Source organism: Burkholderia sp. IMCC1007 (genome assembly GCF_027257875.1).
In the GTDB taxonomy this organism is placed as follows: Bacteria; Pseudomonadota; Gammaproteobacteria; order Burkholderiales; family Burkholderiaceae; genus Burkholderia.
On the sequence record NZ_JAPVQY010000002.1, the window covers coordinates 102,684 to 128,378 of the forward strand.

Below are 25,695 nucleotides of genomic sequence, written 5' to 3' on the forward strand. Positions count from 1 at the left end.
CGGGGGGGGAAACGCCCGCGCCCCCCCGGGCCCCCCCGGGGGGGGGGGGGGGGGGGCCCCCCGACCCTGCATCGAAGCCGCGCACTGCCGACCCGGGCCTGCCTGCGGTCCGTGTCGGCCTCGCGGTAATCCTCAGGCTTTCAGCGCACCGAAGATCTCGTCCAACATCGATTTCGCATCGCCGAACAACATGCGGTTGTTGTCCTTGTAGAACAGCGGATTGTCGACGCCCGCATAACCCGAAGCCATGCTGCGCTTCATCACGATCGACGTCTTCGCCTTCCACACTTCCAGCACCGGCATCCCCGCGATCGGGCTCGACGGGTCGTCCTGCGCGGCCGGGTTCACGATGTCGTTCGCGCCGATCACCATCGACACGTCGGCCTCGGGGAAGTCCTCGTTGATCTCGTCCATCTCCATCACGATGTCGTACGGCACCTTCGCCTCGGCCAGCAGCACGTTCATGTGCCCCGGCATGCGGCCCGCGACCGGGTGGATCGCGAAGCGCACGTCGACGCCCTTCTCGCGCAGCAGCTTCGTGAGCTCGTACACCGTGTGCTGAGCCTGTGCAACGGCCATCCCATAACCGGGTACGATGATCACGCGCTTCGCTTCGCGCAGCAGCTCGGCCGTTTCCACCGCGCTCACCGCGACTGCTTCGCCAGCCGGCTGCGCAGCGCCGCCGGCACCCGCTGCCGCAGGCGCGCCGCCGCCGAAACCACCCGCGATCACGCTGATGAAGTTGCGGTTCATCGCGCGGCACATGATGTACGACAGGATCGCACCCGACGAGCCGACCAGCGCGCCGATCACGATCAGCAGGTCGTTGCCGAGCATGAAGCCGGTCGCCGCCGCCGCCCACCCCGAGTAGCTGTTGAGCATCGACACCACGACCGGCATGTCCGCACCGCCGATCGCCATCACCATGTGCACGCCGAACAGCAGCGAGATCACGGTCATCACGAGCAACGGCAGCATCCCGTCCTGAATGCTTTCCGCATGCAGGAACGCGCGACCGAAGTAGATCACGATCAGCAGCGCGGCCAGGTTCATCCAGTGCCGTGCCGGCAGCAGCAGCGGCTTGCCGCCGATCTTGCCCGACAGCTTGCCGAACGCGATGATCGAACCCGCGAAGGTGACGGCACCGATCAGGATACCGACATAAATCTCCACTTCGTGGATTGCCTTCTCGGCACCCGTGAACTGCACCGACGTGTCGATATAGCTCGCGAAGCCCACCAGGCAGGCCGCGAGGCCGACCAGGCTGTGCATCAGCGCGACCAGTTCCGGCATCTGCGTCATCTGCACTTTCTTCGCGGCGTACAGGCCGACGGCGCCGCCGACGACGAGCGCCGCGATCACGTACGGAATGCCCGAGGCCGACACGCGCGGGCCGAGCACGGTGGCCAGCACCGCGATCAGCATGCCGATCATCCCGAGCAGGTTGCCGCGGCGCGCGGTCTCGGGGTTGGCCAGCCCGCCAAGGCTGAGGATGAACAGGATTGCGGCGCCGATATAGGAGACGGTGGTCAGGTTTGAAGTCATTATTGTCGTCCCCTTATTTGCGGAACATCGCCAGCATGCGTCGCGTGACCGCGAAGCCGCCGAACATGTTGACGGCCGTGAGCGTCAGCGCGCCCACCGCCAGGCCCAGGATCAGCCCGGACGGACGGTCGCCGGCATTGGCCAGCTCACCGAGCGGCGGCGCGACCTGCACGAGTGCGCCGATCGCGATGATCGACGAGATCGCGTTGGTCACGCTCATCAGCGGCGTGTGCAGCGACGGCGTGACGTTCCAGATCACCATGTAGCCGACGAAGCACGCGAGCACGAACACCGTGAAGTGCGACAGGAAGCTGGACGGCGCGAACTGGCCGACCAGCAGGAACGCCACTGCACCGACCGCGAACACGATCGCGAGCGCCTTGGCCGACATCGGCTCGCCGCTGTGACCGTGGCCCTTGGACTTCGCGGGCGCGACGACGGTGGTTGCGGCCGCCGGCGGTTTCGGCGCGACGACCGCCTGCTTGATCGGCGGCGGCGGCCACGTGACGTTGCCTTCCTTGATCACGGTCAGCCCGCGGATCGCGTCGTCGTCGAAGTCGACGTTGATCGTGCCGTCCTTGTTCTTGCACAGCTCCTCGACCACGCGCAGCAGGTTGGTCCCGTACAGCGTCGACGACTGCCGCGACAGGCGCGATGCGAGATCCGTATAGCCGACGATCGTCACGCCGTGGCGCACGACGGCTTCGCCGGGCACCGTCAGTTCGCAGTTGCCGCCCTGTTCGGCGGCCATGTCGACGATCACGCTGCCGGGCCTCATCGACTGCACCATCTCGGCGGTGATCAGCTTCGGCGCCGGCTTGCCGGGGATCAGCGCGGTGGTGATGATGATGTCGGCATCCTTGGCCTGCTGCGCATACATCGCGCGCTGCGCCTGCTGGAAGCCTTCGCTCATCACCTTCGCGTAACCGCCGCCGCCCGAGCCTTCTTCTTCGTAGTCGACCTTGACGAACTCGCCGCCCAGCGACTTGACCTGGTCGGCCACTTCCGCTCGCGTGTCGTTCGCGCGCACGATCGCGCCGAGGCTCGCGGCCGTGCCGATCGCGGCGAGACCCGCGACACCGGCGCCGGCGATGAACACCTTCGCCGGCGGAATCTTGCCCGCCGCGGTGACCTGACCGTTCAGGAAACGGCCGAATGCATGCGCGGCCTCGATCACCGCGCGATAGCCGCTGATGCCGGCCATCGACGTGAGCGCATCCATCTTCTGCGCGCGCGACAGCGTGCGCGGCAACGAATCGATCGCGAGCACCGTGGCGCGCTTCGCGGCCAGTTGCTCCATCAGCTCGGGGTTTTGCGCCGGCCACACGAAGCCGATCAGCGTGCCGCCTTCCCGCATCAACGCGACTTCTTCCGTGCTCGGCGGGCGCACCTTCAACACGATCTCGCTGCCCGCCCAGAGCTCGGCCGCCGTGGCGGCGATGCTCGCGCCGGCCGCGCGATATGCGTCGTCGTCAAAGTTCGCGCCGGCACCAGCGCCGCTTTGGACGGCCACCGAGAACCCCAGCTTGATCAGTTTCTCAACCACCTCGGGAACGGTCGCGACGCGCCGTTCGCCGGGGGCTATCTCCAGAGGAATCCCAATCTGTAGTGTCATGTTGTTGAAAGTTGGGTGATGGCCATCGCGAAGCGCTCGGGCCGATGCGTCAAGTTACCAGAATCATGTGAATTCGCGTCAACGATCGAACGACCGTTCGCTAAACACGATCACCCCCGTCCCGCCGCGATGCCCGCGTCAGAACAGGCGAAGCGCGCACGCGCGTCGCGCACGAATGCGATCGTACTGTTGTGTTTTATCCACGTACAGGAAAGATTGCGTCGACCGAACGGGTGTTGACGATGCGGCCGTACGCATCGCTGCTCCCGCATCGCAATGGTCGCTATCCGCGCGCGCGGCTCCGGTCGTCGAGCAACGGAGTCAGGCCGCAACCGACGAAGAAGGCGATGCCGCCGAAACCGGGCTCAGCGCGCCGGAAGCGAGCCGACGATCTGGTCGGCAAGCTGTCCGAGAATCCGGCTCAGCGCGGCCGCCTGCGCCGCCGCGTCGCGGTCCGCCATCTGCGACGTCAAGGTCGTCTCGCGGCTCAACGTCACGCGGGCAGGACGGCCCGACAACACGGTCCATGCGACGTCGAACGTCAGCACTCCGTTTGCGTCCGGGCGCGCCGCCAGCACCGTGACGACGAGCGTGCGCGTGTCGGGCGGCCGCGGCGCATCGGGCAATACGAACGCGCCGCCGGGCAGGCGCGTCAGCAGATCCTGCGCCAGTGTCTGGCGCATCATCGGGCCGAGCGGCGCGCCCCAGCGCGCGCCGTCGTCGATCGCGAGTCGATTTGCGGAGAACTGCGTGACGACTTCGAGCCGGTCGAGCTCGGCCGGAATATGCACCGCCGTCAGTTGCACCGGTGCAACCGGTTCGCTCGCAAGCGGTGCGGAAGCCGGCATCGCGCTCAGCGCCACGTAGCGCGTCGGCGGACTATGCCCGCAGCCGGGGATGAGCGTGCCGGTCAGCACGGCGACGAGTGCAGCGGCTGCCCACGTGCTCCGTTTCCGCCCGAATGTTCCGACCGGTCGGTCGGCAATGCGGATCATGGCTTGTCCTCCCGTCTGCCGCGCACGAGCGCTTCCGGATGCCGATCGAGATAGTCGGCCAGCGCACGCACCGAGCGCGCGGTGTCGGTCAGCTCGCGTATCGCGCCGGGCAAACTCGTCTGCGCCGTCGCGTCGTCGCCGAGCGTACGGTTGGCCGCCGCGACGGCCTGGTCCGCCGCATTCGCCGTGTCGCGCAGCTGCGCGACGAGCGGCCCGATTTGCGGCGACACCTGCTGCATCATCCGGTCGATTTGTGCGACCGACCGGTCGATATGCGAAAGGCTGTCGCGGATCTGCGGCGACCCGGCCAGTGCGTTGACGCGTGCCGCGATACTGCGCACCTGCTCGCCCGTCTCCTTGATCGGCAGCGCGTCGATCTTGCCGGCGATATCGTTTGCACGCGCGGCGATCGCATCGAAGTCCGCCGACGACACGCTCGGTATCTCGGCCGGCCCGTGTCCGCTCACGAACGCCGAGGCCGGCGCGCCGCGCTCGAAGTCGAGGCGAATCATGCGCGGGCCGACGAGCGGCGGATCCTGCACCAGATGCGCGCGCAACCCGTGCGCGACGAGCCGCGCGAGCATGCCGTCGACGATCGGCCGCCAGTTGCCGTCCGTCGGCGGCCGGACCCCGGTGATGCCGAGTGCCGACGGCTCGAGCGCGATTTGCACGGGCGTATCGAGCTGCCCGCTGCCGACGTCATAGTGCAGGCGCACGCTGGTAACGGTTCCAACCGGAAAGCCGCGCAACTCCACAGGCGCGCCGTCCTTGAGTTCGCCCACCGCGCCGCCGAACCGCACCACATACGACACCACCGGCCCGTGTTGCGGCGCCAGCGCCGGCCGGCGCTCGGTGCCGTCGAAGTGCCGCGCCGGCTTGCCGGGCCCCGGCTCCATCACGATTTCCGGGCCGGCGACGAGCCCCCTCAGCGACGCCGGGTCGTTCATGTCGGGTTGCGCGCCGCGCAGGAAAAATCGCGTGCCGCTGAGCAGATACTTCTCGCCGGCCCGATCGATCCTGAGCGCCGCCTCCACGTGCCGGCCATCGGCCGTCAGCGTGATGTCCGACACGTTGCCGACCCTGACGCCGCGCAGCGTCACTTCGGTGTCGTCGACTCTGATGCCGTGCGCATCGGAGAACACGACCGTCACGGTCTCGCCGCCTTCGGCCAGCGCGCGGATGCCGAGCCATCCGACCACGCCGAGTGTCGCGAGCGGCACGGCCCATACCCAGCCCGGCCATGCACTGCGGCGCACGTCGGCCCGCGTACGGTGGCCGGTCATCGGCGCCTCCTGTCGCGGCTGTCCCACATCAGGCGCGGATCGAACGCGTGCGCGGCCGCCATCGTGAAGAACACGACGAGCGCGAAGGCCGTCGCACCGGCCGCCGGCGCCGCCGACGCGATGCCGTCGAAGCGGATCAACGGAACGAATGCCGCAATCGTGAAGACATCGATGTTCGACCATCGGCCGAGTTCGTCGATCCATCGATGGATGCGGCCTTTCAGACGCAGATGCGAACGCGACTGCCGCAGGACGGACGCGACGAACCATGCCATGCAGACGATCTTGGCGACCGGTATCACGACGCTCGTCACGAAGGTGAGGATCCCGAACGGCCAGAGACCGACATGAAACAGCCGCAGCACGCCGTCGACGATCCGGTGCGACACGACGTGTCCGAGTTGTCTCGACAGCGTCATCGGAAGAAGGTTGGCCGGCACGGTCAGCACGAGCGCCGCGAGCGACAACGCGCTCGCACGCGTGAGCGGTGCCGCCTTACGCGCACGCAGCGTCAATCCGCAGCGCGGGCACGGAAACCCGTCGCAGTGCGCCGGCTGAACCAGGTCGCATGCGGTGCAGGCGACGGTGGCCTCTCCCGGCGACGGGTATCGTTCGGGCGCGATGGCTCGCCAGACCGTGCGGCGATCCAGCGACGCGCGCGTGATCATCGACAACAGCCCGGCCGCAACGAGGCAATAGCCGCCCGCGCCGATCGTGCAGGGCAGGCTCTGCGTGACACGCGCGTAACCGACCATGCATCCGAGCAGATACACGTCCAGCATCGCCCATGCATCGAGCCAGACCGTCCACCGGAACAGCGGCCCGATACCACGGAAGCACCAGCCGAAGCGCACCGCGGCGAGCACCACCATGAGCCCGCCGAAGCGAAAGAATGGCAGCACGATGCCGAACATCCCAAGCAGCGCCGCCAGCAGCACCCAGCCCTGCCCCCACATCGTCAGCATCCCGGAGGCCAGGACCGACGAGTGGGGCCTGCCGAGCATCCGCACGGTCATCAACGGCGCGAGGTTGGCGGGAAACAGCAATATGAAGGTCGCGGTGGTGCATGCAAGCGCGGCCTGCACGCTGCGGCCGCTGCGGCGCTCCAGGGGTGCCTGGCACATTCGGCATCGCACGAGCGCATGTGCGCCGATGGGCGGAATGTCCTCGAGCGACCCGCACTCGGGGCAGCCGATCGTCATGACGGTGCTCCTTCGGCCGCCCAGCGCGCGCATGCACGCGCCGCACCGGTGCGGCATGCGGCCGGCTCCACCGGCCGCACCGCCGCGCGAAATGACGCGGCGATTGCGGCCCGCCGTGCGTTATGACACGCGCCGTCGCAGAATTTGCCCGGTTCGCGCTCCGGTTCGCGCACCGTCGTCGACATGCGCCCTCCTCTTCTGTCGCTTCGCCGTGAGGTCGAAGACATCGGGGCCCCACGCCCCGATGCACGACGGCCAGAGCAAACTGCGTGCCTCGCCGTGCCGAGCACGCGTGAGCGGGAGGGGCAAGCAACGGCCCGGGATCGGGCGAAGCAGCGAGCGGCGTTGGCGCCGCGCTGAAGCGGGCCGTACGACGGCACTACAACGACGGAAGCGACATGCCGGCCAAACGACGGACGCCGTCAGTCCTGGCGATCGAGCACGAAGCCGGTTGCGCGCAGTTTTCTGTCGTCGAGACGATAAAAGCCCATCGGATAGCGCTTTTTCACGGTCTTGCCGACGGCCAGACTTCTCGCGACATCCGCGAGCAACGGGACGTGGACGCTCGGCTTGCGTCCCGCGCGGCGATAGACTTCTTCGTAGGTCGGCGAATGGGTGTCGGCGATATTGAACGCTTCGCTCCCGTCACGCTTCCCGCCGTCGATCGAGCGTCGAAGCAGATGAACGATCGCCCTGGCGACGTTGTGCGGCGAAATATAGTGACTGTTGCGGTACAGCGCAAAGAGCCGCTTGGTCAGGTTCCAGTGCAGCGCTTCCTCGAGATAGCCCGGCTGCTGCGCGAGGGCGATCCGATACAGATCGACATGCATGCTCGCCGAGCATCGGGACAGGATGTCCTCGCCGATACGTTTGCTGCGCGCGTATTCGCGCATCTCCGGCGCCTCGAAATACTGCTTTTCGAGCGGGCGGTTCACGTCGAGCAACGGCGCGTTTTCATCCACGAGCCGGTTGCGCGGAGAGCCGTAAACCACCATCGAACTCGCGTATCCGAAATAGCTGATGCCGCGACGGACGCACGCCTGCGCGAAGCGCTCCAGATTGGTGATGTTGATCGTTTGCAGATGCGGCGTGCCGGGCAAACCGGCCGCCAGATGGACGACCGCCGTCGCGCCATCGACCAGTTCGTCCAGTGCGGCATCCGCGAGATCGCGATCGGAAAAATCGGCCGCCACCCATTCGACCCGCGCATCGACCGGTACCTTGCGGTGAAACTGCCCTCGCACGCGATAGCCATGCTGAATCAACTGATCGACCACGTGTGCGCCCACGTTGCCGGTCGCGCCCGTCACCAGCACGAGCGGCCGCGTGTCGTTTGCCGCGGCGGGCCGCGTCAATGCCGCGATCCGTCGCGCGACCAGGTTCGACTTCAGATGGTCGGCAAGCCTGATCGCGAGTGCCATGATCACCATGGTCGGATTGGCATGCCCGCTCGTCGGGAAAACCGACGCGCCTGCGATATACAGGCCGCGAACGTCGTGCACGCGGCAGTCCGCATCGACGACGCTCGTCGCCGGGTCTCGCCCCATGCGTGTCGTGCCGGCGGTGTGCGCCATGTCGTGCAGCGCGATGGCCGGCAGGTCGCCTGCCGCGATTTCAGGCCGCAACTCGAAGCCGTGGATGCCGGCGTCGCGCAGGTCGCTGTCGAGCAGACGCGCGAACGTGACGACGGCCTGTTTCATCACGCGCCCGGACTCCCACGTGACGCTGGCCACCGGCAATCCGAGCCGGTCGCATCGGCTCGACAGCGTCACGCGGTTCTCGCGCATCGGCGGCTGCTCGCAAATGACGTCGAGCGTGACCTTGTCGATTTTTCTGCCCGTGCCTTTCGCCACGTAGTCACGCGCGACGAAATTCGCATCGAGCCGGATGACCGTGTCGACGAGTAGACGACGCACGCGCCGCGGCAGTATCGAGCTACCCAGTATCCGCCGCCCGACGAAACTCACGACCACGCCGGATCGCTGCAGCACGAGGACCAGATCGGCCAGCGGGCGCTTGCTTTGCCGCTTTGCCAGCCGCTTCAACGCGACGACCGGATCGTCGTTCGAGATGCGGGCATTTGCATACGCGGCCATATTCGGCAGACGTCGTTCCTGCTGCACGTCGGGGCGAAGTGCCAGTCCATGCGAATACATGAACGCGCGATAGTCCTGCTGCAACGAAAAGAAGCCGAGCAATGCGGCAGCCGACGCCTGGCTATCCGGCGAAAACACGCCGATCGACATGCACGGGTGGTCCGTCAGATAACGGCCGACGACGTCGCGCGCATTCCCCAGCGCATTGCCGGCCTCGTCCCGCGACAGGAGCAGCAGCCTGCCGTTTTCGATGGCGCCGGCCGCCAGCACCACGTGGCTCGACTGCAACGTGCGGCGTCGCTTGCCCGACAGCGACGACACGATCTCGACGCCCGTCACTCCGGTGTTATCCGCGTGGATCGCGCGCACCGTCGCGTTGAGCATGATCGTCACGTCGCGATGCGATTCGCTTCTGAAATCCGGCCCGAAGCGCATCACGTCCGTCAGGTTCCGATGAGAGCGCGCAAGCTGCCAGAAGAACGACGACACATGCTTCATGCGCGCCATTTCGACAGGCTCACGCAATTTCGCCGCCGGCCAGAATGCGGCGCCGCTGAGGATCGGGCCGACGTCGAGGTGCCGTGCGGCACGCTGAATGTAGGGCGCGAGATCCGCGGCGGCGATTGGCCAGCCGGAGTCCGCGATCCACTCGCGCGAAGCAAAATCCATCGCATCGAATGGCGCGACCTTGCCGGCCCATCCGGCCGTCGAGCCGCCCAGCACGCGACACCGAACGCCGAACTTCTGGGTTTGCGTGGTCCAGAATTTCAATTGAAACGCGTGCGACGCATGGCGGGACCGCTGCAGTTCCGCGTCTTGCAGCGATCCTTCGACGTCGACTTCGTTCAGCGCTTCGTGGTCGGCCGATTCTTCGAGCGCACCGCTTTCGAGAAGCAGAATGTTCAGGCCCAGGCCGGACAGCTCGCGAACGATCGTCAGGCCCGCGGCGCCTCCGCCGACGACGATCAGGTCCAATGGTGCCGACAACGGATCGCCGGGAAGCTCGTCTGCTTCAAAATCAATATAGTGCGTCATCTCTCGGTATCCCTGACTCGCCTCCACACCGGCAGAGACGGCTTCACTACGGCTGCAGCGCCAACGTGCGGATGACGGACAACGGTCGCGCCGACGTACCGGCCGTGCCGCACGATCGCGAAGCGATCGCTTGCGGCAATGGCACGAGCAGGGTGCTGTTCAACGAGTCGGGGCCGCCGGCAGTCGCGAGAGGGAAGCCGGCGTTTTGCCACAATGCGACCGGTACTCCCGGTGCGGGAAGGTCGGCGAGTGCATTGCCCGGCACTCGCACGGATTCGAGCAATGCGATCTCGTCGTCGAATCCGGCGCCGAGATCGATGCCGTCTTGCAATGTCGCATTGCCCCGATAGCCGTTCTGAAAATCCGGCACTGCTCCAGCCGAAACAACAAGATACAGTCGCCGTCGGAAAGCAGTGTGCTCCATCTCACATAAATGGAATCTGCCGGAATTTTCGGCATCGGGGCGGCTTGGTCAGCAGATGGATGCCGGGGAGACTACACGTGGATGCGCCATGGAGCGGACTGATCCAGCGATACCGCTCCGGGTGAGTGCTCAAACCATCCGCGGTAGGCCTGTTACGGCGGAGAAATGATCTACGCCGCCGCTCACCCTCCAGTCGGACGCACACCGTTGCCCGGCAGGACGATTGCACCGTCCTCTGCGCCATGCGGCAATCCGAAGTCCCGACCGCGCGACTCTCGCGACAAACCCACGGCGATGAACGCAGGCAATGCCATCACGATAGCGTAGCCCGCGACGAATACTGCCGATCCGGTAAAGCTGACGAGCAGTGTCCCGACGATAGGCGCGATGGATCCGCCGAGCACCGACGCCAGTTGATAACTCGTCGAAAGCGCGGTAAAGCGCACGCGCGTTGGGAACAGTTCAGCCATATATGCGGCCATCGGTCCGAGAATGATTCCGTGGCATGCCAAGCAAGCGATAAGCGCAAGTTGGAGGTGCAGGTAGTGGCTTCCCGGTGACAGCGTGAACAGCGAACAACTTGCAACCGCGGCGCCCAGCATGCCGACGATCAACACAGGCCGACGGCCGACTCGATCCGACACATGGGCGGCTACAAGAATCACGAACACTTCGATCGCAGATGCCAGCATAAGCGCGGATAACGCTTGCTGACGACTGAAGTGCAGGTAGCCCGTGGCGAGTCCGAGAACAAATGTCGAGAAGAGATACAGGAACGTGTTTTCAGCCGCCTTGACGAAAAAGGCCTTACTCATCTGTTGCCAATTATGCGACCAGGTTTCGCTCAGCGACACGCGTTCTACCGTCTGATGTGCGGCGGCGAGTTCGGCAAACGCAGCTGACTCCTCGACTCGCCGGCGAGTCCAGAAACCGACGATCACCAGAAGCGCCGAGATAAAGAACGGAATGCGCCACGCCCATTCGACGAACGCCGAGTCCCCATAAACCTTCTGCACGGTGCCCACCACCAATGCAGTCAACACATTCGCGAGCGGCCCGGCGAACATCGTGAAGCTCGTCCAGAAGCCCCGTTGACTACGCGGCATCGACTCGGCAATCATCAGGATTGCGCCCGTCGCCTCGCCTCCGACCGCGATACCTTGCAGTATTCGAAGCAACACGAGCAGCAAAGGCGCGGCGAGTCCGATCGAAGCGTACGTTGGCAAGAGGCCGACCGAGAAGGTGCTGAGCCCCATCATCAACAGGCTGACGACCAGGGTCTTGCGACGACCGACACGGTCACCGATCAGCCCGAACACGATGCCGCCCAACGGTCGTGCAATAAACCCGACCGCGAACGTGGCCAGTGACAGCAGCGTCGCAGCGAGCGGATTTCCCACGACGAAAAACTGCTTGTCGAATACCAGTACGGCACACGCGGCAAAGGCAAAAAAGTCATACCATTCGAGCGTGGTGCCGATGGTACATGCGAACATCAGATTGGCACGTTTCTTTTTCACCTTCGGTCTCCTATCTTTAATGGCCGTGCCAAGATATGGCCGGCAGCACTGCACACGGTGTCGTCGTCACAGCTCGAGAATCAGTTTTTCCCCGCCGCATGCGCGCGAGCAGCAGGTCATCATGCGATCGTTGGCCTCGCGTTCCGCTCGCGTCAGTACCATGTCGCGATGATCGACCCGGCCTTTCAGCACGCGCACTTCGCACGATCCACACAAGCCCTCGCGGCAGTCGCTCTGCACGTCGATGTTTGCATGCCGTAACGCGTCGAGCACGGTCTGATTGGCCGCCACCGTGAGCAGCAGACCCGAGTCCTTCAGCTCCACTTCGAAGGCCTCGTTCTTCGAATGATCGGTCACGGTCTTCGTCGCGGCGAAATGTTCCATGCGCAACGCGTGTTCAGGCCAATGTGCGCAGCTGGATGCAAGTGCATCCAGCATTCTGGCGGGCCCGCAAGCGTATACATGTGTATCGTCGTGTGCCGGTGCGAAAAGCGATGCGAGATCGTTACGAGTGCCTTCTTCAGAAACATGCACGTGCAGGCGTTCGCCATGCAGCGCGATGAGGTCATCGAGCATGGCCATCGACGACCGTCTTGCGCCGCTGTAGTGGATGACATAGTCAATGCCGCGGGCCTTGGCCTCACGCGCCATCGCGCTGATCGGCGTAATCCCGATTCCGCCTGCGACAAACACGGCACGCGTCGCATCCCCCGTGAAACGGAAATGGTTGCGCGGCCCGCGAATGTGGACAACATCGCCTGTTTGCAGGTTCGCATGTATCCACGCCGATCCACCACGCCCCTGCGGTTCATGCAGCACGGCAATCTCGAACGCCTGTCGATCTTCGAGGGCACCGCAGAGAGAATATTGCCGCGAGATGCCCGTATTGCCGCACGCGACATCGATATGCGCACCGGGCGCCCACCGCGGCAGTTGTCGGCCATCGGCCGGAACAAGGCGGACATGCAAGATGTGATCGGCGCACATCGTCAGGCGCTCGACTTTCATTGCCCGGCTCACCGCATGCGATGACGGCTCGCCGATTCGCACCGGCGTATCGGACACCAGCACGGACCGGCCGTGACGCTCGGGATTGAGCGCGGGGTCCCACTCGACGTACAGATGTTCCGGGCCACGAAACGATGTGTTGGGCACATACGTGAAGGTTTGCTCGGCAAGCTTCATGTGCGGGAGCCGACGTGTGAACTCTTCCAGGAAGATCTGCATCTCCATGCGCGCGAGGTTCTTCCCCATGCACTGATGCGAGCCATAGCCAAAGGTGAGTTGGTCGCTCGCATTCTCTCGGCGAATGTCAAAGAAATCGGCATCGACGAAGTGCGCGTCATCGTGGTTTGCCGACGAAGTGACGATCAGCAGCTTCGAGCCGGCCGGAATCGAAATCCCGCCCACGACGACATCCTTTGTCGCGAGACGCCGCCACGCAGCCACCGAGCCGTTGTGCCGCAGGCACTCCTCGACAGCGTTGGGAATCAGGCTCGGGTCATCGCAGAGGTCGCGCCAGGCTTGCGGATGCTGCAGCAGCAATTTCATTGCGTTGGCGGTGGCGTTTGCCGTGGTCTCGTGCGCAGCGACGATGCCCGCCATCATCATGGAATGGAGATACGAGTCCGTCACGACGTCGGGCAGTTCCTTCTGCTTCCTGATGCCGTACTGCATCCAGCCCGGGCCAGACGGGTCCAGCCGCATCTTTTCGAGCACCTTGCCCGCGTACTGCCAGAACTTGCCGACGGCGTGCGCTACCGCAACCTGCTCCTCGGGCTTCGGACGGCCCCACGTGTTCACCGTGTGCGCGATCGAATACTCGCGAAGCGTATCCATGTCCTCTTCCGGCACACCGAGGAAATGCAGTGCGACGGTAAGCGGGACTTCCCAGAGCATCTGATCGACCAGATCGGCGCGCCCATCGTCGATGAAGCGATCGACGTATTCACGCGCCAGCTTGCGAACCATCGGCTCGTGATGCTTCAACTCCTCGGGCGTGAATGGATCCAGCAGCGCGCGCCGGCGCGGCATGTGCGCGGGCTCGTCTTCGTTGACCAGGGTGCGATTCAACGCAAAGCCGTACGACTCCAGCACGGCGTTCGCTTCGGGGCCGGTGGGCGTGATTTTTTCAAGCGCGATCGACGGGCTGAACGTGACGTTGTCGCGAAAAATTGCCTTGATGTCGTCGTAACGCGTGACGACCCAATAGCCGAGCTTCGGGCTGAAGAATACCGGTTCCTGCTCGCGGGACCACCGCACGTACTCCGGCGGATCCTGCTGATAACCGTCGTCGAACGGGTCGAACGCGGCGGCGCGTGCACTCACCGGGCAACCATTCGGCGCGGATTGCGCGGCTCCCGAAGCCGAATGAAAGGGACACTCCGACGATGATGCGGGACGCGCATTCGACGACATGGTTTGCTCCTGTACGATGCTTTTGCGTAACTATAATACGCATTGCGTAATCGGCAGATCGGGGTAAACCTGTGCGGCGCAGTAGCCTCGGCTCCTCGGCTAAGATCACACCTATGAATACAGATAACGAACGCGAAAAAGTCGCCGCGGCCACGCGGGATCGCAGACAACGTGTGCAATCGGCGTCGACCGGCTTGCTCGTGCTGAAGGAACTGGCGGCGTCGGGTGGGCGCGCGACGCTGACTGCGTTGGCCGCGCGACTCAGCGAAAATCCTGCCAAGGTGCATCGCTATCTGGCGAGCCTGATCGAGGAATCGTTTGTGACGCAAGACAAGGGCACGCAGCAATACGTTCTGGGGCCCCAATGCATTGCAATCGGTCTGTCAGCCATGCGCGTGGCTGATCCGATCCGTTTGGCGGAGCCAGCGCTGATGCGCCTGCGTGAGCGGCTTGAAGTCACCTGCTTCGTCGCCATCATGGGCAACCGGGGACCGACGATCATGCGGTTCGAAGAGCCCGGCTTGCCGGTGACGGTTAACGTGCGCGCGGGTTCCGTGATGTCTCTACTGTGGTCTTCGACGGGAAGGCTTTTTCTCGCCCTGCTCAACGAGAAGCGCATCAGGAAGATGGCGGAAGAGGAACTGGCGGCCACACCCGCCGAATTGCGCGCTCAACTCGATGCCACCGATCCGATCGGCCTGCTGCAGCGCGAGATTCAGGCCGCAGGTCTGGCAACGGTACGCGATACGAACCTGAAAGGAATCAGCGCGGTCTCGGCACCCGTATTCGATGCGAACGGGCACATCTGCGCGGCGATTACAGCATTGGGCGCAACCGGAGGGTTCGACGCGTCGCCGCATGGCCCCATCGCCAGCGAGTTGCGCCACGAAGCCGAAGCGATCAGCGCGGAATTGGGGCACAACGTTCAATTGCGTTAATGCGATCGTGTAGACGCGCGATGGAGACTGACGTTCTCCCCCGATCGCCTGAACGGGATCTGTCGTGCGTCAAGGCTGTGTGCTCGCCAACACGCGCGCTCCTTCTGTTGCGCAGCCCCTCGCCGTCGAGTTCCGGATCATTGCCCGGAATCCGAGAAGTAATGACTTAAGGGTGAAGGCGCGCAACGCAAGTGCGGCCGCCCGAGCAAGCGACGGCCATGCGTTGCGGACTCGGCCTTTACGATGCGCTCTGAACGGTGAAAAGCCGACCAAGCTGCGGCAATTCGTCTTTCACGCCCGCGAGGCGCAGAGCGTGCCACGCCATTGCGTGATTGCTCGATGTCACCGGTTTTCCAAGTTCGCGCTCGATGAGCGCAACCTGGTCAGCCAATCGCAACGACGTACAAGATACGAAGACGGCATCGACATCGTCATGTCGACCGAGTGCCAAGATCGCATTGCGAACCGACTGTGCGTCGATACGCGCGACCTCGTTGTCGTCCGAGTGCTCGAACGATCCCATCCGGACGACGTTCACGCCGCGATTCAACAGGTAGTCACGCATCGATTCGTTGATCGTTCGCATGTACGGCGTCAGAAGCGCGACACGCTGCGCGCCAAGCGAGTTCAACGCGACCCGGGCCGCGGTGATGGGCGTGGTACAGGCCGCATTCGGCCTGGATTCTTTTATCCGCGCAATGACGCGGTCCTCACCCAGGACCATCGATGCAGATGTGCAACCGAACGCCACCACATCGAGCCGCTCGCCGGGTCGAATGACCGCCACCCCCGGCGCAATCAGGCCGTCCATTTCTCTCAGTGTCTCCGGCGTGATGTCGGCCGAATTCGCGATGCGACTTTCATAGAATCCAACCCCATCGATGGCGAGAAGCTTGCGCCATTCGTACTCGATCGTGTGGTCGGTCGCGAGGACGACCAGGCCGATTGCGGCGCGGTCGCAGATACCGGCATCAAGGGCGAAATCGAGCTTCGCGTAACGCTCGGCGCCTTCGAGAGTTTCCATATTCGTGCCTCTTCACGTTGACGGCCGGCTTACCTGCAGCGTCCAGGCCGTTGCCTCGAATCCTGAAATTAGACTGCGGCGATCACGCCGATTTCAACCGTGTACTGAGGGAAGGCCAGCTTCGATTCGACACAGGCACGCGCGGGAGCGTCGCCCTCGGGCACCCATGCGTCCCACACTTCGTTCATCTCGTTGAATGTTGTGTAGTCGGCGATCCAGATGCTTGCCGACAGAACCTTCGTCTTGTCAGAGCCGACTTGCTCCAGCAATTTGTCGATCTTCGCAAGAATCTGCGTCGTCTGCCCCTTTACGTCTTGACTCGGATCGTCCGCGACCTGCCCGGCCACAAAGACGAAACCGTTGTACACGACTGCCATGCTCATCCGCTTGCCGCTCTCGTATCGCTTGATCTGCATAAATCCTCCTTCGGTTGATGTCAAAGTGTGACGAGACTAGCGCATCTCACACACAACTGTCGACACTTTTATCGACATATCTGAGGAAAAATCCCAATGGAGGGGGTTCGCCTCGTTGCACAAGTTCACCAATCTTAATATACAATAGTGTCGACACTTAGGGCGCGAGTAAGCCCGGGTGAAGCTGCGGCCCACTCACAGACGGCCGCAGCGGTCCGAAGTCATTCCATGGTTCACATTGAGGACGCCATGAAGGTCATTGTGCTCGGCGGCGGTGTGGTTGGAGTCACCACTGCGTATCAGCTTCAAAGAGATGGTCACGATGTCACGGTAGTGGACAGGCAACCCGTTGTCGCTGGCGAAACGAGTTGGGGAAACGCAGGAATGGTCGCTCCGGGCCACTCCTTCGTTTGGTCATCGCCGAAGGCGCCGATGATTCTGGCCAAGTCGCTGCTATTGAAGGACCAGGCCCTGCGATTCAAATTTTCAGCGGACCCGCGACTTTATTCGTGGTCGTGGCTTTTCCTGATGGAATGCAGCGCTGAAAAGGCGCGCCGCAACACCCTTCTCAAACATCGACTGGCAGCCTATTCGCAGTCGGTGCTGCAGAGCGTCATCGCGACGGAACGCATTTCGTACGACCGCAACGACCGCGGCATCATCTACTTCCATCGCAGCCAGGAAGCGTTGGACCGTGGTGTCGCGCAGATGAAACTCCTCGAGTCGGACGGCCAGATCATCAAAGTGCTGAACCGCGAAGAGGTCGTATCGCTCGACCCCTCGCTTCGCTCTGCGAAAGACGAGATTGCGGGTGCCATTTACTGCCCGACGGATGAGACGGGCGACCCGGCGAAGTTCACGCGCGCGCTTGCCGACATCATTGTCGCCCGGGGCGCAACCATCCTGACGGGAACGAGCATCCGCGGCCTGGACGTCGCCGCCGGCCGGATCGACGGTGTTAGAACAGACAAGGGTGTACTGAAAGGCGACGTGTACGTACTGGCGCTCGGCAGTTACAGCCCGATCGTTGCCCGGCAAGTTGGAATCCACTTGCCGATCTATCCCGTGAAGGGCTATTCGTTGACCGTACCGATCGACGCGCATGCTCACGCGCCAAATGTTGCCGTCGTCGACGAACACAATCTGGTCGCCATTTCGCGCTTCGGAGACAGGATCCGAGTCACGGCGACCGCGGAGTTCGCCGGATACGATACTTCGCACAAGCCCGCGGACTTCGCGTTCATGAAGCGGGTTACGCAAGAACTCTATCCGGACGGCGGCAGCTACGACCGCGCGGAGATGTGGGCGGGATTGCGACCGATGACGCCGAACAACCTCCCGTTCTTCGGACAAAAGAAATATTCGAACCTTTTCCTGAACACCGGCCACGGGCACATCGGCTGGACCATGTCCCATGGGTCCGCACGCATCACGGCTGACCTGATAGCGCGGCGCGCGCCGGAAATTTCGATGGAAGGACTGCTCGCTTAGCCGGCGCGCAGCCTGCATCCGTTGAGTTTTTGACGGCCGTGGGCGACCCCGGCGCGCACCCGACGCCGTTCCGGGGCTGGTATAGAATACAGCGTTGCCGACACTTCCCGGCCGCGCCTGTACGGAACAGAAAGTAGCCGCCCTGGAAGTGAGCGCCCGACCGTGGAGCCGGCGCACCCGACGAGCCGACACGCGTCAAGCTGCCGTCTCCGACGGAGTGGCAGGTCTTCAGAATCATCTAAGGTGCCACGCGCATCAGGAAGGAAACTCACAATGGCAGGCTACTCTTCTCTCATCCGGGATCCGAAACCGCGGGTCCGAGAGACCAATGCTCCGAAGCGAGCGGGACTGACCGTCAACGACTTGTACGAGCATCTGAAGCAGATGGCGGTTCTGTACACCATCCGGCCAGGCGAGCGCGTCAACGAGCTGGAACTGTCCGAGAGATTCGACGTCAGTCGGACGCCGCTTCGCGAGGCGCTGAATCGCCTGGTCGCTGAAAACCTGTTGACATTCGTCCCCAATCGAGGCTTCTTTGTCCGGGAACTGAACCGTCAAGACATCTTCGATCTGTTCGAGCTTCGCCGCAGCATCGAAGCGTCGGCCGTGCAACTTGCCGTCGAACGCGCCGACCTCAAGGATGTGAAGGCACTGCGGAAGTTCTGGAAGGACACGATGAAGAGCAAGGCGCAGGCGCCCGCAGCTCAACTGGTGTCCCGTGACGAAGAGTTCCACGTCCGTCTGGTCGCCCTGTCGGGCAACAACGAGATGGTCCGTACGATGTATGGCATCAACGCACGCATACACTTCGTTCGCTGGATCGACCTTGAACAGCGCGGACACGACGCCTTCGCCGAGCACCTCGAAATTCTTGACGCCATCGAAGCGCGCGATGCGAAGCGCTGCCGCGAACTCACGGAGACGCATATCACGTGGCGAATGGAAGAGATTGCCAAGGTCGTAGACGCCGGGGTCGTGAGGCTCTTCTCGCAATAGTCGACCGGCCGCTGAGAGGCGGGCACGCTGCGCGCGCCCAGCCCGAGACGTCACATCCTTTCGAAGATCGCCGCCATGCGTTGTCCGCCACCGATGCACATGGCAACGAGCGCATAGCGGCCACCCGAACGCTGCAATGGGTAAGCAGCGCGGGTGGAAAGAATAGCGCCGGTCGTATCCTCGTCGCCATTCGTCAGGCAACCTGCTTCAGTTCGATGACAGACGGTTTGGATAACTGAGCAACTGCGCTCGCCCATTCGGCATCGATAGACTTTAAGTTGCGCTCCTTCACGTGTCCGTAGCCGCGAAGCTTCTCGACCATCGTCGCGGCCCGCAGCACGAAGCGATAGTTGCGCGCGCTGCCATGACGAAGAATCTCGTCGACGGTTTGCTCGTAGCGCAAAATCAGATCGCGCTCCATCTTGCGCTCCGCGGTGTAACCGAAGATGTCGAGCGGCGTACCGCGCAGGATCTTGAGCTTCGCGAGCAACCGGAATGCAGGCAGAACCCATGCACCGTACTCCTTTTTGCGTGGCTCGCCCGTGACCTCGTCCCGCTTGGCGAACAATGGCGGCGCCAGGTTGAACGCAATGCGAAAGTCGCCTTCGAACTGTTGCTTGAGACTTTCAACGAACTCGGGCGACGAATGCAAACGCGCGACCTCGTATTCGTCCTTGTAGGCAAGAACCTTGAAGTAGCCATTGGCGACCGCGCGCGTGACCGACTGTTCATTCGGCATGACGCTACGCTCCCAGTCGCGAATCTGGTTCACCCGCTTTCGGAAGCGCTCTCCATATGCTGCGTTTTGGTAACCCGTCAAGAACTTCGCCTTGCGCTCGACAAGCTCATCGAGTGACGTCGACAGGCGAAGCGAATCACGAACCGGTTTGGCGGCAATCCATGCGCGCTCGGCAGAACCCGGCGACAGCGCAGCACGCCGGCCCCAGAGGAATGCGTCCTTGTTCATCTTCACGCCTGCGCCGTTCAACTCGATGGCTGCATCGATCGCCTTCGAGCCAACAGGGATGAGGCCTCGCTGATAGGCATAGCCCAGCATGAACATGTTTCCGGCAATCGTGTCGCCGAAGAGGTTGATTGCGTACTTCGTCGCATCCACGAATTCGACGCGATCGCTGCCGACGGCTTTCGTCATGCCGTCGCGCAATTCCGCGGCCGGAAACTTCAGGTCTGGATGACGCGTGAACTCACCGGTCATGACTTCGTGAGTGTTCACGAGCATGCGCGTCGAACCCTTGCGCGTCGCAGCGAGCGTCTTGCGGCTGGCCGCGACGACCATGTCGCAGCCGAGAACGGCATCGGCTCCGCCCGCTGCAATCCGGATCGCCTTGATATCCGCCGGACGCTTGCCGAATCGAAGGTGCGACCACACGGAGCCGCCCTTTTGGGCGAGACCCGCCATGTCCAGAATCCCGCAACCTTTGCCTTCAAGATGCGCGGCCATGCCCAAGATTGCACCGATCGTCACGACACCCGTGCCGCCCACGCCGGTCACGATAATGGAATACACGCCATGGTCGAGAGACGGAAGTTGCGGCTCGACCAGGGCCGGGAACAAGTCGACGTTCGGTTTGACGGCTCCGTCCTTGCGCATGCTGCCGCCATGCACGGTGACGAAGCTCGGGCAGAAGCCGTTGTTGCACGAGTAATCCTTGTTGCACGCAGACTGATCGATTTCGCGCTTGCGGCCAAATTCTGTTTCGAGCGGCAAAAGGGACACGCAGTTCGATTTGACGCCGCAGTCGCCGCAGCCCTCGCAGACGAGGTCGTTGATGACCAGGCGCTTCGGTGGATCGGGGAACTGCTTGCGCTTGCGACGCCGACGCTTCTCCGCGGCACAGGTCTGGTCGTAGACGAGCGCCGTCACCCCCGGGATGTCGCGAAGTTCTTCCTGCACCTTCTGCAGTTCTGATCGATGATGAATCGTGACACCTTTCGCCCAGCCGGCATCGGCTGGATACTTGCCGGGGTCGTCGGTCACGACGGCAATCCGATTCACGCCTTCCGCACGGACCTGCGTCGTGATGGTCATCGGATCGAGGGTGCCGTCGTGGCGCTGACCACCGGTCATTGCCACTGCGTCGTTGTAGAGAATCTTGAACGTGATATTGGTTTTTGCTGCCACGGCGGCACGGACGGCCAGCAGCCCCGAGTGAAAATACGTGCCATCGCCCATGTTCTGGAACATGTGCTGCCGCTTGGAGAACGGAGCCTCTCCGACCCATGTCATACCTTCGGCGCCCATCTGCGTGTAACCGAGCGTGTTGCGATCCATCGTCTGCGCCATCCAGCTGCACCCGATACCGGCGTATGCGTTGCTGCCTTCCGGGATGACAGTCGACGAATTGTGCGGGCACCCGCTGCAGAAGTAGAAGCTGCGCAGCATCGCCTCGGGCGCGAATTCGACACGGCTCAACTCCGTGAGAAAGGAAACGCGTTCTGCGATGCGTTTGTCGCCTGTGCTGCGCTCGAGCCGTTGTCCCAGCGCGATAGCAACCTGGATGGAATTCAACGACATCTCTACAGGGAACAGCTTGTTGCCCTGCTCGTCCTGCTTGCCGATGACGAGTGGCGCATTGGGCGTCCGATACAGGACGTCCTTGATCTGGGATTCCAGCAGGCTGCGCTTTTCCTCGACGACCATCAGCAAGTCGAGGCCGACGGCAAACTCGCGGAGCCCTTCGGGTTCGAGAGGCCACGTACACGCGACCTTGTAAATGGCCACACCCATCGACTCGAGTTCAGCCTCGGAAATCTCGAGGTCGTCGATGGCTTGCATGAGGTCCAGATAGCTCTTGCCGTGCGTCACGATGCCAATACGCGCACCCGGTTGGCCCAGCGTCACGCGGTCGAGACCGTTGGCGCGAACGAAAGCGCGAACAGCGTCGAGCTTGTAGTTGTGCAGGCGGAATTCCTGTTCTTGCGGCGTGTCCGGTTGACGGACATTGAGACCGCCCGCCGGCATCGGCACGCCCTCTGGAAGCACCGGAGTCACGCGATTCAGGTCCACTTCGATCGCTGCCGACGCGTCCGCCGTGTCCTTGACACACTTGAGCCCAACCCAGCACCCTGAGTACCGGGACAATGCCCAGCCATACAGACCGTAGTCCAGAATTTCCTGCACGCCGCTTGGGCTCAAAATCGGAATTGCCGCATCGACCAGCGCGAACTCGGACTGGTGGCAGGTCGTGGACGACTCGCAGGTGTGGTCATCGCCCATCAACAGCAGCACGCCACCATGCTTCGAGCTGCCCGCCAGGTTTGCGTGGCGGAAGGCATCACCGCTTCGGTCGACTCCCGGCCCTTTGCCGTACCAGATGCCGAAAACGCCGTCGTATCGGCCTTCGCCGCTCAACTCGGCCTGCTGGCTACCCCACACCGCTGAAGCCGCGAGGTCCTCGTTCACGCCCGGAACGAACACGACATTGGCTTCGCTGAGAAACTTCTTCGCTTTGCCTAGTTCAGCATCGTAGGTGCCGAGCGGCGAGCCGCGGTATCCCGAGATGTATCCGGCCGTGTTCAGGCCGTTAGCCTTGTCACGGCGATGTTGCATGATGGGCAGCCTGACAAGCGCCTGAACGCCTGTCAGGAAAATGCGCCCTTCGTCGAGCGTGAATTTGTCGTCGAGCGTTACTTTACGCAGCGTCACGATTGCTCCTTCGAGGCAAAGCCTTCGCATTCCTTGTTTCCGGTTCCGCTACCGAATCCATCCTGTTCTCAACCTTCTTCATTCACGTCTCCTGGAAACGGGGCACCGTGGTCACTTTGACGGACCTGAACCAGCCATAGCCGTCGCCGAGTCATCTTCGTGCCAGCATTTATTCTACACAAGTGTCGACAGTTCAAAAAAACATCATTGCCGGGAATTCCGCAGGCGCCTTCCTTCAAACCCGGCCCGTCATGCGACCATCTCGTTCATCGAAGGACTGCACGCTGACCGAGCCGCGTGACGGATAGGTGAGCGCAACCCCGAAAAGAATCAGAATGGACGCGACAAGCATGGCTGCTGCAATGAAACAGAGCCGAGGGTGCGCGTACGCGCGCGCCTCCACTCCTGCGTTCGGCCATTTCCGTGCTCAATGAAAAGGAATCCGACATGTCTTGCCTCCCAAACCTGTCTGTCGATGAAGACCACATGCCGCTCAGAAGGCTTCCTGCGCGCTCGACGAATTCAGCTCTCGAGAACTGATCGGCGAGGAAACGAGGAACAGATAAATCAATGCCGCGACGACCGCCACAGCCGCACTGATAAGTAGCGCGACGACAAACGACTGCGTCCGGTCGACAACCACGCCGGTAATCAACGGCGCAAGCGAACCGCCGAGGTATCCGCCGAAGTTCTGCATGCTGCCGAGGGACGCCACAAGCCTACGGGGCGCCGCCACGCTGACCAGCGCCCAGGCGCCTCCACTTGCCAGGTTGACGAAGAACATGGCACCGCAGATGTATGCGATCGCAAGCGAAGTGCTGGGCGTAAATGCCGCCGGAACCGTGAAAGCGGCCGCGCCGAAAAGTCCCACGCAAATCGGCCACTTTCGGCTGTTCACGGGCGCCATGCCCTTTCGAACCAGCCAATCGGCGAGGAAGCCGCTGATGCAAACGCCCAGCGTGCCGAATGCATACGGAATGGAAACCAGCCAGCCGGTCTTCGCGATACTCAAATGTCGTTCATGCTCGAGGTACGCCGGAAGCCAGGTCAGGTAGAGCCAGAACATGTAGATGACGCCCATGAAGCCAAGAATCATTCCCCACGTGGTGCGCTTGGCGAAAAGTCCCCGCCATTCGGCAAAGCTCACCTTCGCGTTATCTGCATGCCCTTCTTCACCTTCGGAGAGGTGCCGGAGTTCTTCCGGTTCCATCTGCCGCTCCTCGCGGTTCCGATAAATGAGGTACCAGCCGATGGATACGGCCACGCCAACGGCGCCCATGACGATAAACATGATGCGCCAGCCGAACCCGAGCATCAGGAACGTAAGAAGCGGAGGCGCAAGCATCGGCGCGATGGTCGACGATGCAGTGAAGATTCCCGTCGGCCCGCCGCGCTCGCGAGCGTTGAACCACTCGCTGATGACCTTGGCGCCTGCAGGGAATTGCGGGGCTTCCCCGATACCGAGAAAGATTCGAGCAATGAAGAATTGTTGGAACGTGGTAACAAGGCCGCCGGCGATCTGGGCACAGGACCACGCGAACATCCCCAGGCCCAGCATCATACGTGCGCCAAAGCGGTCGAGCATCGCTCCGACGGGAAGCTGTGAAAATGCGTAGGCAAGCGAGAATGCGGAGAGCAGCAGTCCCATCTGCGTCGCAGAGAGGTTCAGTTCATGCGCGATGGACCGGTTCGCGATCGAGAGCGTACTCCGGTCGAGATAGTTCACGAGGCCTGCCATCACGAGGAAAGTGACGGCAAGTGTCTGAATCCGCTGCAAACGGCGTGTCTTGGGGGTCATCAACTGTCTCCGGTGCGGCTCCGACAGTCGTTGCTGGCGGATACCAGGGATGTCTGCGCGGCTCATCGCGCAGCATCCCAGTGTGTTGATTCAACGCGTCCGGCCTCGAAAACGGCTCCAGCGTGTGTACACTGATGAATGCACTCGTTCAGTATAAGAAAACCCGTCGCCCGTTGAATAATGAAACTTCGGGATAGCGGTATAGCTGCAAGGCAACCCAGATGATTCCGTCGCTCAATTCGATAATCGGACGCCTGCATGCAAAGCAGCTTCGGTTGCTTGCAGCCTTGGGCGACCACGGCTCGCTCCTGAATGCGGCACGCGAGGTGTCCATGTCGCAGCCCGGCGCGAGCAAGGCACTGCGCGAAATCGAGTCCATCTTCGGGGTCGAGCTGTTCGTCCGCACCAATCGCGGCCTCGAGCCCAATGCGGCCGGTCACTGCGTGATTCGCTACGCACGCCTGTTCCAGTCGGATATGGGACATCTGCGCGACGAGCTGCTCGACGTTCTCCGCGGCTACGGCGGCCGCGTGTCGGCCGGAACCATCATGGGTGCGGTTCCATTTCTGACCGACGCCGTCAACTACCTGCTGGCGGAGCAACCGCAGATCTCCGTCGAGGTACTCGAAGACACCAGCGCGACACTGCTGGGTCTACTGGATGAGGGCCGAATCGACCTGGCGCTGTGCAGAACGAGCGTCAGCCGCTCGCCAGAGCTGTACGCGAGCACGGTGGTCCAGGAGGAAACCCTGGCCGTCATCGCGAGCACGGGGCACCGCCTTGCGCAAGCGGAGCAGCTGACGCTAGCGGATCTCGAAGGTGCGCATTGGGTGGTCTACCGCGCCAACATGCCAATTCGCCGCCTTCTCGAGCGGGAATTCCAGGACGCGGGAGTTCGGATGCCCGTCCATCTCGTCGAGACCACCTCTGCGTTCATGACGATGTCGCTCCTGCAAACCAATCCGGAATTCGTCGCGATGTTGCCTGTCGCCGTGGCGAACTTCTGTACAGGACAAGGATGGGCGTGCAAGCTCGCACTATCCGTGACATCTCGCAGCGAACCATACGAGCTCGTGACACGACAGGGCGCGCCCGTTTCGCCCGGCGCGCAATTGCTCATCAAGGCTCTGACGCGAGCGTTACCAGACGCCGTGGCACCCCGATGAGAAGACGGCGGCACTGCATCAGGCTTGAAGCAACACCGCCCGTTGCCGCCCCTGTCTTCAGGTTCT

Annotated in this window: 17 protein-coding genes and 1 pseudogene; 4 read left to right on the forward strand and 14 right to left on the reverse strand. The window is 62.9% G+C overall.

Annotation, left to right across the window (positions count from 1 at the left end):
• Positions 1–132: 132 nt before the first annotated feature.
• The 9 genes from pntB to O1Q03_RS03045 all read right to left on the reverse strand — a co-directional run bounded on the left by pntB (position 133) and on the right by O1Q03_RS03045 (position 14,133).
• Entirely contained in the window at positions 133–1,545 is a 1,413-nt protein-coding gene (gene pntB / locus O1Q03_RS03005) for a Re/Si-specific NAD(P)(+) transhydrogenase subunit beta (RefSeq protein ID WP_269501627.1), read from the reverse strand.
• Between the two features lie 13 nt (positions 1,546–1,558).
• Complete coding sequence (locus O1Q03_RS03010; RefSeq protein ID WP_269501628.1) at positions 1,559–3,160, reverse strand: Re/Si-specific NAD(P)(+) transhydrogenase subunit alpha; 1,602 nt, start codon at positions 3,158–3,160, stop codon at positions 1,559–1,561.
• A gap of 365 nt (positions 3,161–3,525) precedes the next feature.
• A complete protein-coding gene (locus O1Q03_RS03015; protein WP_269501629.1) occupies positions 3,526–4,155 on the reverse strand; it encodes a PqiC family protein in 630 nt (209 codons plus the stop codon).
• A complete protein-coding gene (locus O1Q03_RS03020; protein WP_269501630.1) occupies positions 4,152–5,438 on the reverse strand; it encodes an MlaD family protein in 1,287 nt (428 codons plus the stop codon). Before O1Q03_RS03020 ends, O1Q03_RS03015 begins: the two co-directional genes overlap by 4 nt.
• Positions 5,435–6,640, reverse strand: a complete 1,206-nt coding sequence (locus O1Q03_RS03025; RefSeq protein ID WP_269501631.1) for a paraquat-inducible protein A — start codon at positions 6,638–6,640, stop codon at positions 5,435–5,437. Before O1Q03_RS03025 ends, O1Q03_RS03020 begins: the two co-directional genes overlap by 4 nt.
• Before the next feature lie 422 nt (positions 6,641–7,062).
• Positions 7,063–9,771, reverse strand: coding sequence for a GMC oxidoreductase (locus O1Q03_RS03030; RefSeq protein WP_269501632.1), 2,709 nt, complete (start codon positions 9,769–9,771; stop codon positions 7,063–7,065).
• A 46-nt stretch (positions 9,772–9,817) separates the two neighbouring features.
• Positions 9,818–10,195, reverse strand: a complete 378-nt coding sequence (locus O1Q03_RS03035; RefSeq protein ID WP_269501633.1) for a hypothetical protein — start codon at positions 10,193–10,195, stop codon at positions 9,818–9,820.
• 182 nt (positions 10,196–10,377) lie between these two features.
• Positions 10,378–11,691 carry an MFS transporter gene (locus tag O1Q03_RS03040; RefSeq protein WP_332112498.1) on the reverse strand — a complete coding sequence of 438 codons (1,314 nt, stop codon included), beginning with the start codon at positions 11,689–11,691 and terminating at the stop codon, positions 10,378–10,380.
• A 90-nt stretch (positions 11,692–11,781) separates the two neighbouring features.
• On the reverse strand, positions 11,782–14,133 hold the full coding sequence (locus O1Q03_RS03045; protein ID WP_269501636.1) for a cytochrome P450/oxidoreductase: 2,352 nt from the start codon (positions 14,131–14,133) through the stop codon (positions 11,782–11,784).
• A gap of 113 nt (positions 14,134–14,246) precedes the next feature.
• Here O1Q03_RS03045 and O1Q03_RS03050 point away from each other — a divergent pair, with 113 nt between their 5' ends.
• Positions 14,247–15,071, forward strand: coding sequence for an IclR family transcriptional regulator (locus tag O1Q03_RS03050; protein ID WP_269501637.1), 825 nt, complete (start codon positions 14,247–14,249; stop codon positions 15,069–15,071).
• A 238-nt stretch (positions 15,072–15,309) separates the two neighbouring features.
• Here the strand turns inward: O1Q03_RS03050 and O1Q03_RS03055 are convergent, their stop codons facing one another.
• Together O1Q03_RS03055 and O1Q03_RS03060 are read right to left on the reverse strand one after the other, a co-directional pair.
• On the reverse strand, positions 15,310–16,095 hold the full coding sequence (locus tag O1Q03_RS03055) for a maleate cis-trans isomerase family protein (protein WP_269501638.1): 786 nt from the start codon (positions 16,093–16,095) through the stop codon (positions 15,310–15,312).
• 68 nt (positions 16,096–16,163) lie between these two features.
• Positions 16,164–16,511 (reverse strand): RidA family protein, encoded by a 348-nt coding sequence (locus tag O1Q03_RS03060; protein WP_269501639.1) that lies wholly within the window; start codon positions 16,509–16,511, stop codon positions 16,164–16,166.
• A gap of 249 nt (positions 16,512–16,760) precedes the next feature.
• Here O1Q03_RS03060 and O1Q03_RS03065 point away from each other — a divergent pair, with 249 nt between their 5' ends.
• Together O1Q03_RS03065 and O1Q03_RS03070 are read left to right on the forward strand one after the other, a co-directional pair.
• Positions 16,761–18,002: a D-amino acid dehydrogenase gene (locus O1Q03_RS03065; RefSeq protein WP_269501640.1), complete on the forward strand. Its 1,242-nt coding sequence runs from the start codon at positions 16,761–16,763 to the stop codon at positions 18,000–18,002.
• 273 nt (positions 18,003–18,275) lie between these two features.
• Positions 18,276–18,998, forward strand: coding sequence for a GntR family transcriptional regulator (locus O1Q03_RS03070; protein WP_269501642.1), 723 nt, complete (start codon positions 18,276–18,278; stop codon positions 18,996–18,998).
• Between the two features lie 50 nt (positions 18,999–19,048).
• Here the strand turns inward: O1Q03_RS03070 and O1Q03_RS03075 are convergent.
• The 3 genes and pseudogenes from O1Q03_RS03075 to O1Q03_RS03085 all read right to left on the reverse strand — a co-directional run.
• Positions 19,049–19,171 (reverse strand): annotated as a pseudogene (locus O1Q03_RS03075) (acetyl-CoA C-acyltransferase); the annotation flags it as partial.
• Positions 19,172–19,191: 20 nt separating this feature from the next.
• Positions 19,192–22,695, reverse strand: a complete 3,504-nt coding sequence (locus O1Q03_RS03080) for an indolepyruvate ferredoxin oxidoreductase family protein (RefSeq protein WP_442865732.1) — start codon at positions 22,693–22,695, stop codon at positions 19,192–19,194.
• Positions 22,696–23,158: 463 nt separating this feature from the next.
• Positions 23,159–24,463, reverse strand: a complete 1,305-nt coding sequence (locus O1Q03_RS03085; protein ID WP_269501644.1) for an MFS transporter — start codon at positions 24,461–24,463, stop codon at positions 23,159–23,161.
• Between the two features lie 221 nt (positions 24,464–24,684).
• Between O1Q03_RS03085 and O1Q03_RS03090 the strand changes: the two genes are divergently transcribed.
• Entirely contained in the window at positions 24,685–25,629 is a 945-nt protein-coding gene (locus O1Q03_RS03090; RefSeq protein WP_269501645.1) for a LysR family transcriptional regulator, read from the forward strand.
• The last annotated feature ends 66 nt before the right edge of the window (positions 25,630–25,695 follow it).

What these genes read in the sequence shown, in the direction of transcription:
- pntB (WP_269501627.1), bottom strand. Translation starts at nt 1,545, where the DNA reads ATGACTTCAAACCTGACCACCGTCTCCTATATCGGCGCCGCAATCCTG.
- O1Q03_RS03010 (WP_269501628.1), bottom strand. Translation starts at nt 3,160, where the DNA reads ATGACACTACAGATTGGGATTCCTCTGGAGATAGCCCCCGGCGAACGG.
- O1Q03_RS03015 (WP_269501629.1), bottom strand. Translation starts at nt 4,155, where the DNA reads ATGATCCGCATTGCCGACCGACCGGTCGGAACATTCGGGCGGAAACGG.
- O1Q03_RS03020 (WP_269501630.1), bottom strand. Translation starts at nt 5,438, where the DNA reads ATGACCGGCCACCGTACGCGGGCCGACGTGCGCCGCAGTGCATGGCCG.
- O1Q03_RS03025 (WP_269501631.1), bottom strand. Translation starts at nt 6,640, where the DNA reads ATGACGATCGGCTGCCCCGAGTGCGGGTCGCTCGAGGACATTCCGCCC.
- O1Q03_RS03030 (WP_269501632.1), bottom strand. Translation starts at nt 9,771, where the DNA reads ATGACGCACTATATTGATTTTGAAGCAGACGAGCTTCCCGGCGATCCG.
- O1Q03_RS03035 (WP_269501633.1), bottom strand. Translation starts at nt 10,195, where the DNA reads ATGGAGCACACTGCTTTCCGACGGCGACTGTATCTTGTTGTTTCGGCT.
- O1Q03_RS03040 (WP_332112498.1), bottom strand. Translation starts at nt 11,691, where the DNA reads ATGTTCGCATGTACCATCGGCACCACGCTCGAATGGTATGACTTTTTT.
- O1Q03_RS03045 (WP_269501636.1), bottom strand. Translation starts at nt 14,133, where the DNA reads ATGTCGTCGAATGCGCGTCCCGCATCATCGTCGGAGTGTCCCTTTCAT.
- O1Q03_RS03050 (WP_269501637.1), top strand. Translation starts at nt 14,247, where the DNA reads ATGAATACAGATAACGAACGCGAAAAAGTCGCCGCGGCCACGCGGGAT.
- O1Q03_RS03055 (WP_269501638.1), bottom strand. Translation starts at nt 16,095, where the DNA reads ATGGAAACTCTCGAAGGCGCCGAGCGTTACGCGAAGCTCGATTTCGCC.
- O1Q03_RS03060 (WP_269501639.1), bottom strand. Translation starts at nt 16,511, where the DNA reads ATGCAGATCAAGCGATACGAGAGCGGCAAGCGGATGAGCATGGCAGTC.
- O1Q03_RS03065 (WP_269501640.1), top strand. Translation starts at nt 16,761, where the DNA reads ATGAAGGTCATTGTGCTCGGCGGCGGTGTGGTTGGAGTCACCACTGCG.
- O1Q03_RS03070 (WP_269501642.1), top strand. Translation starts at nt 18,276, where the DNA reads ATGGCAGGCTACTCTTCTCTCATCCGGGATCCGAAACCGCGGGTCCGA.
- O1Q03_RS03080 (WP_442865732.1), bottom strand. Translation starts at nt 22,695, where the DNA reads ATGCGAAGGCTTTGCCTCGAAGGAGCAATCGTGACGCTGCGTAAAGTA.
- O1Q03_RS03085 (WP_269501644.1), bottom strand. Translation starts at nt 24,463, where the DNA reads ATGACCCCCAAGACACGCCGTTTGCAGCGGATTCAGACACTTGCCGTC.
- O1Q03_RS03090 (WP_269501645.1), top strand. Translation starts at nt 24,685, where the DNA reads ATGATTCCGTCGCTCAATTCGATAATCGGACGCCTGCATGCAAAGCAG.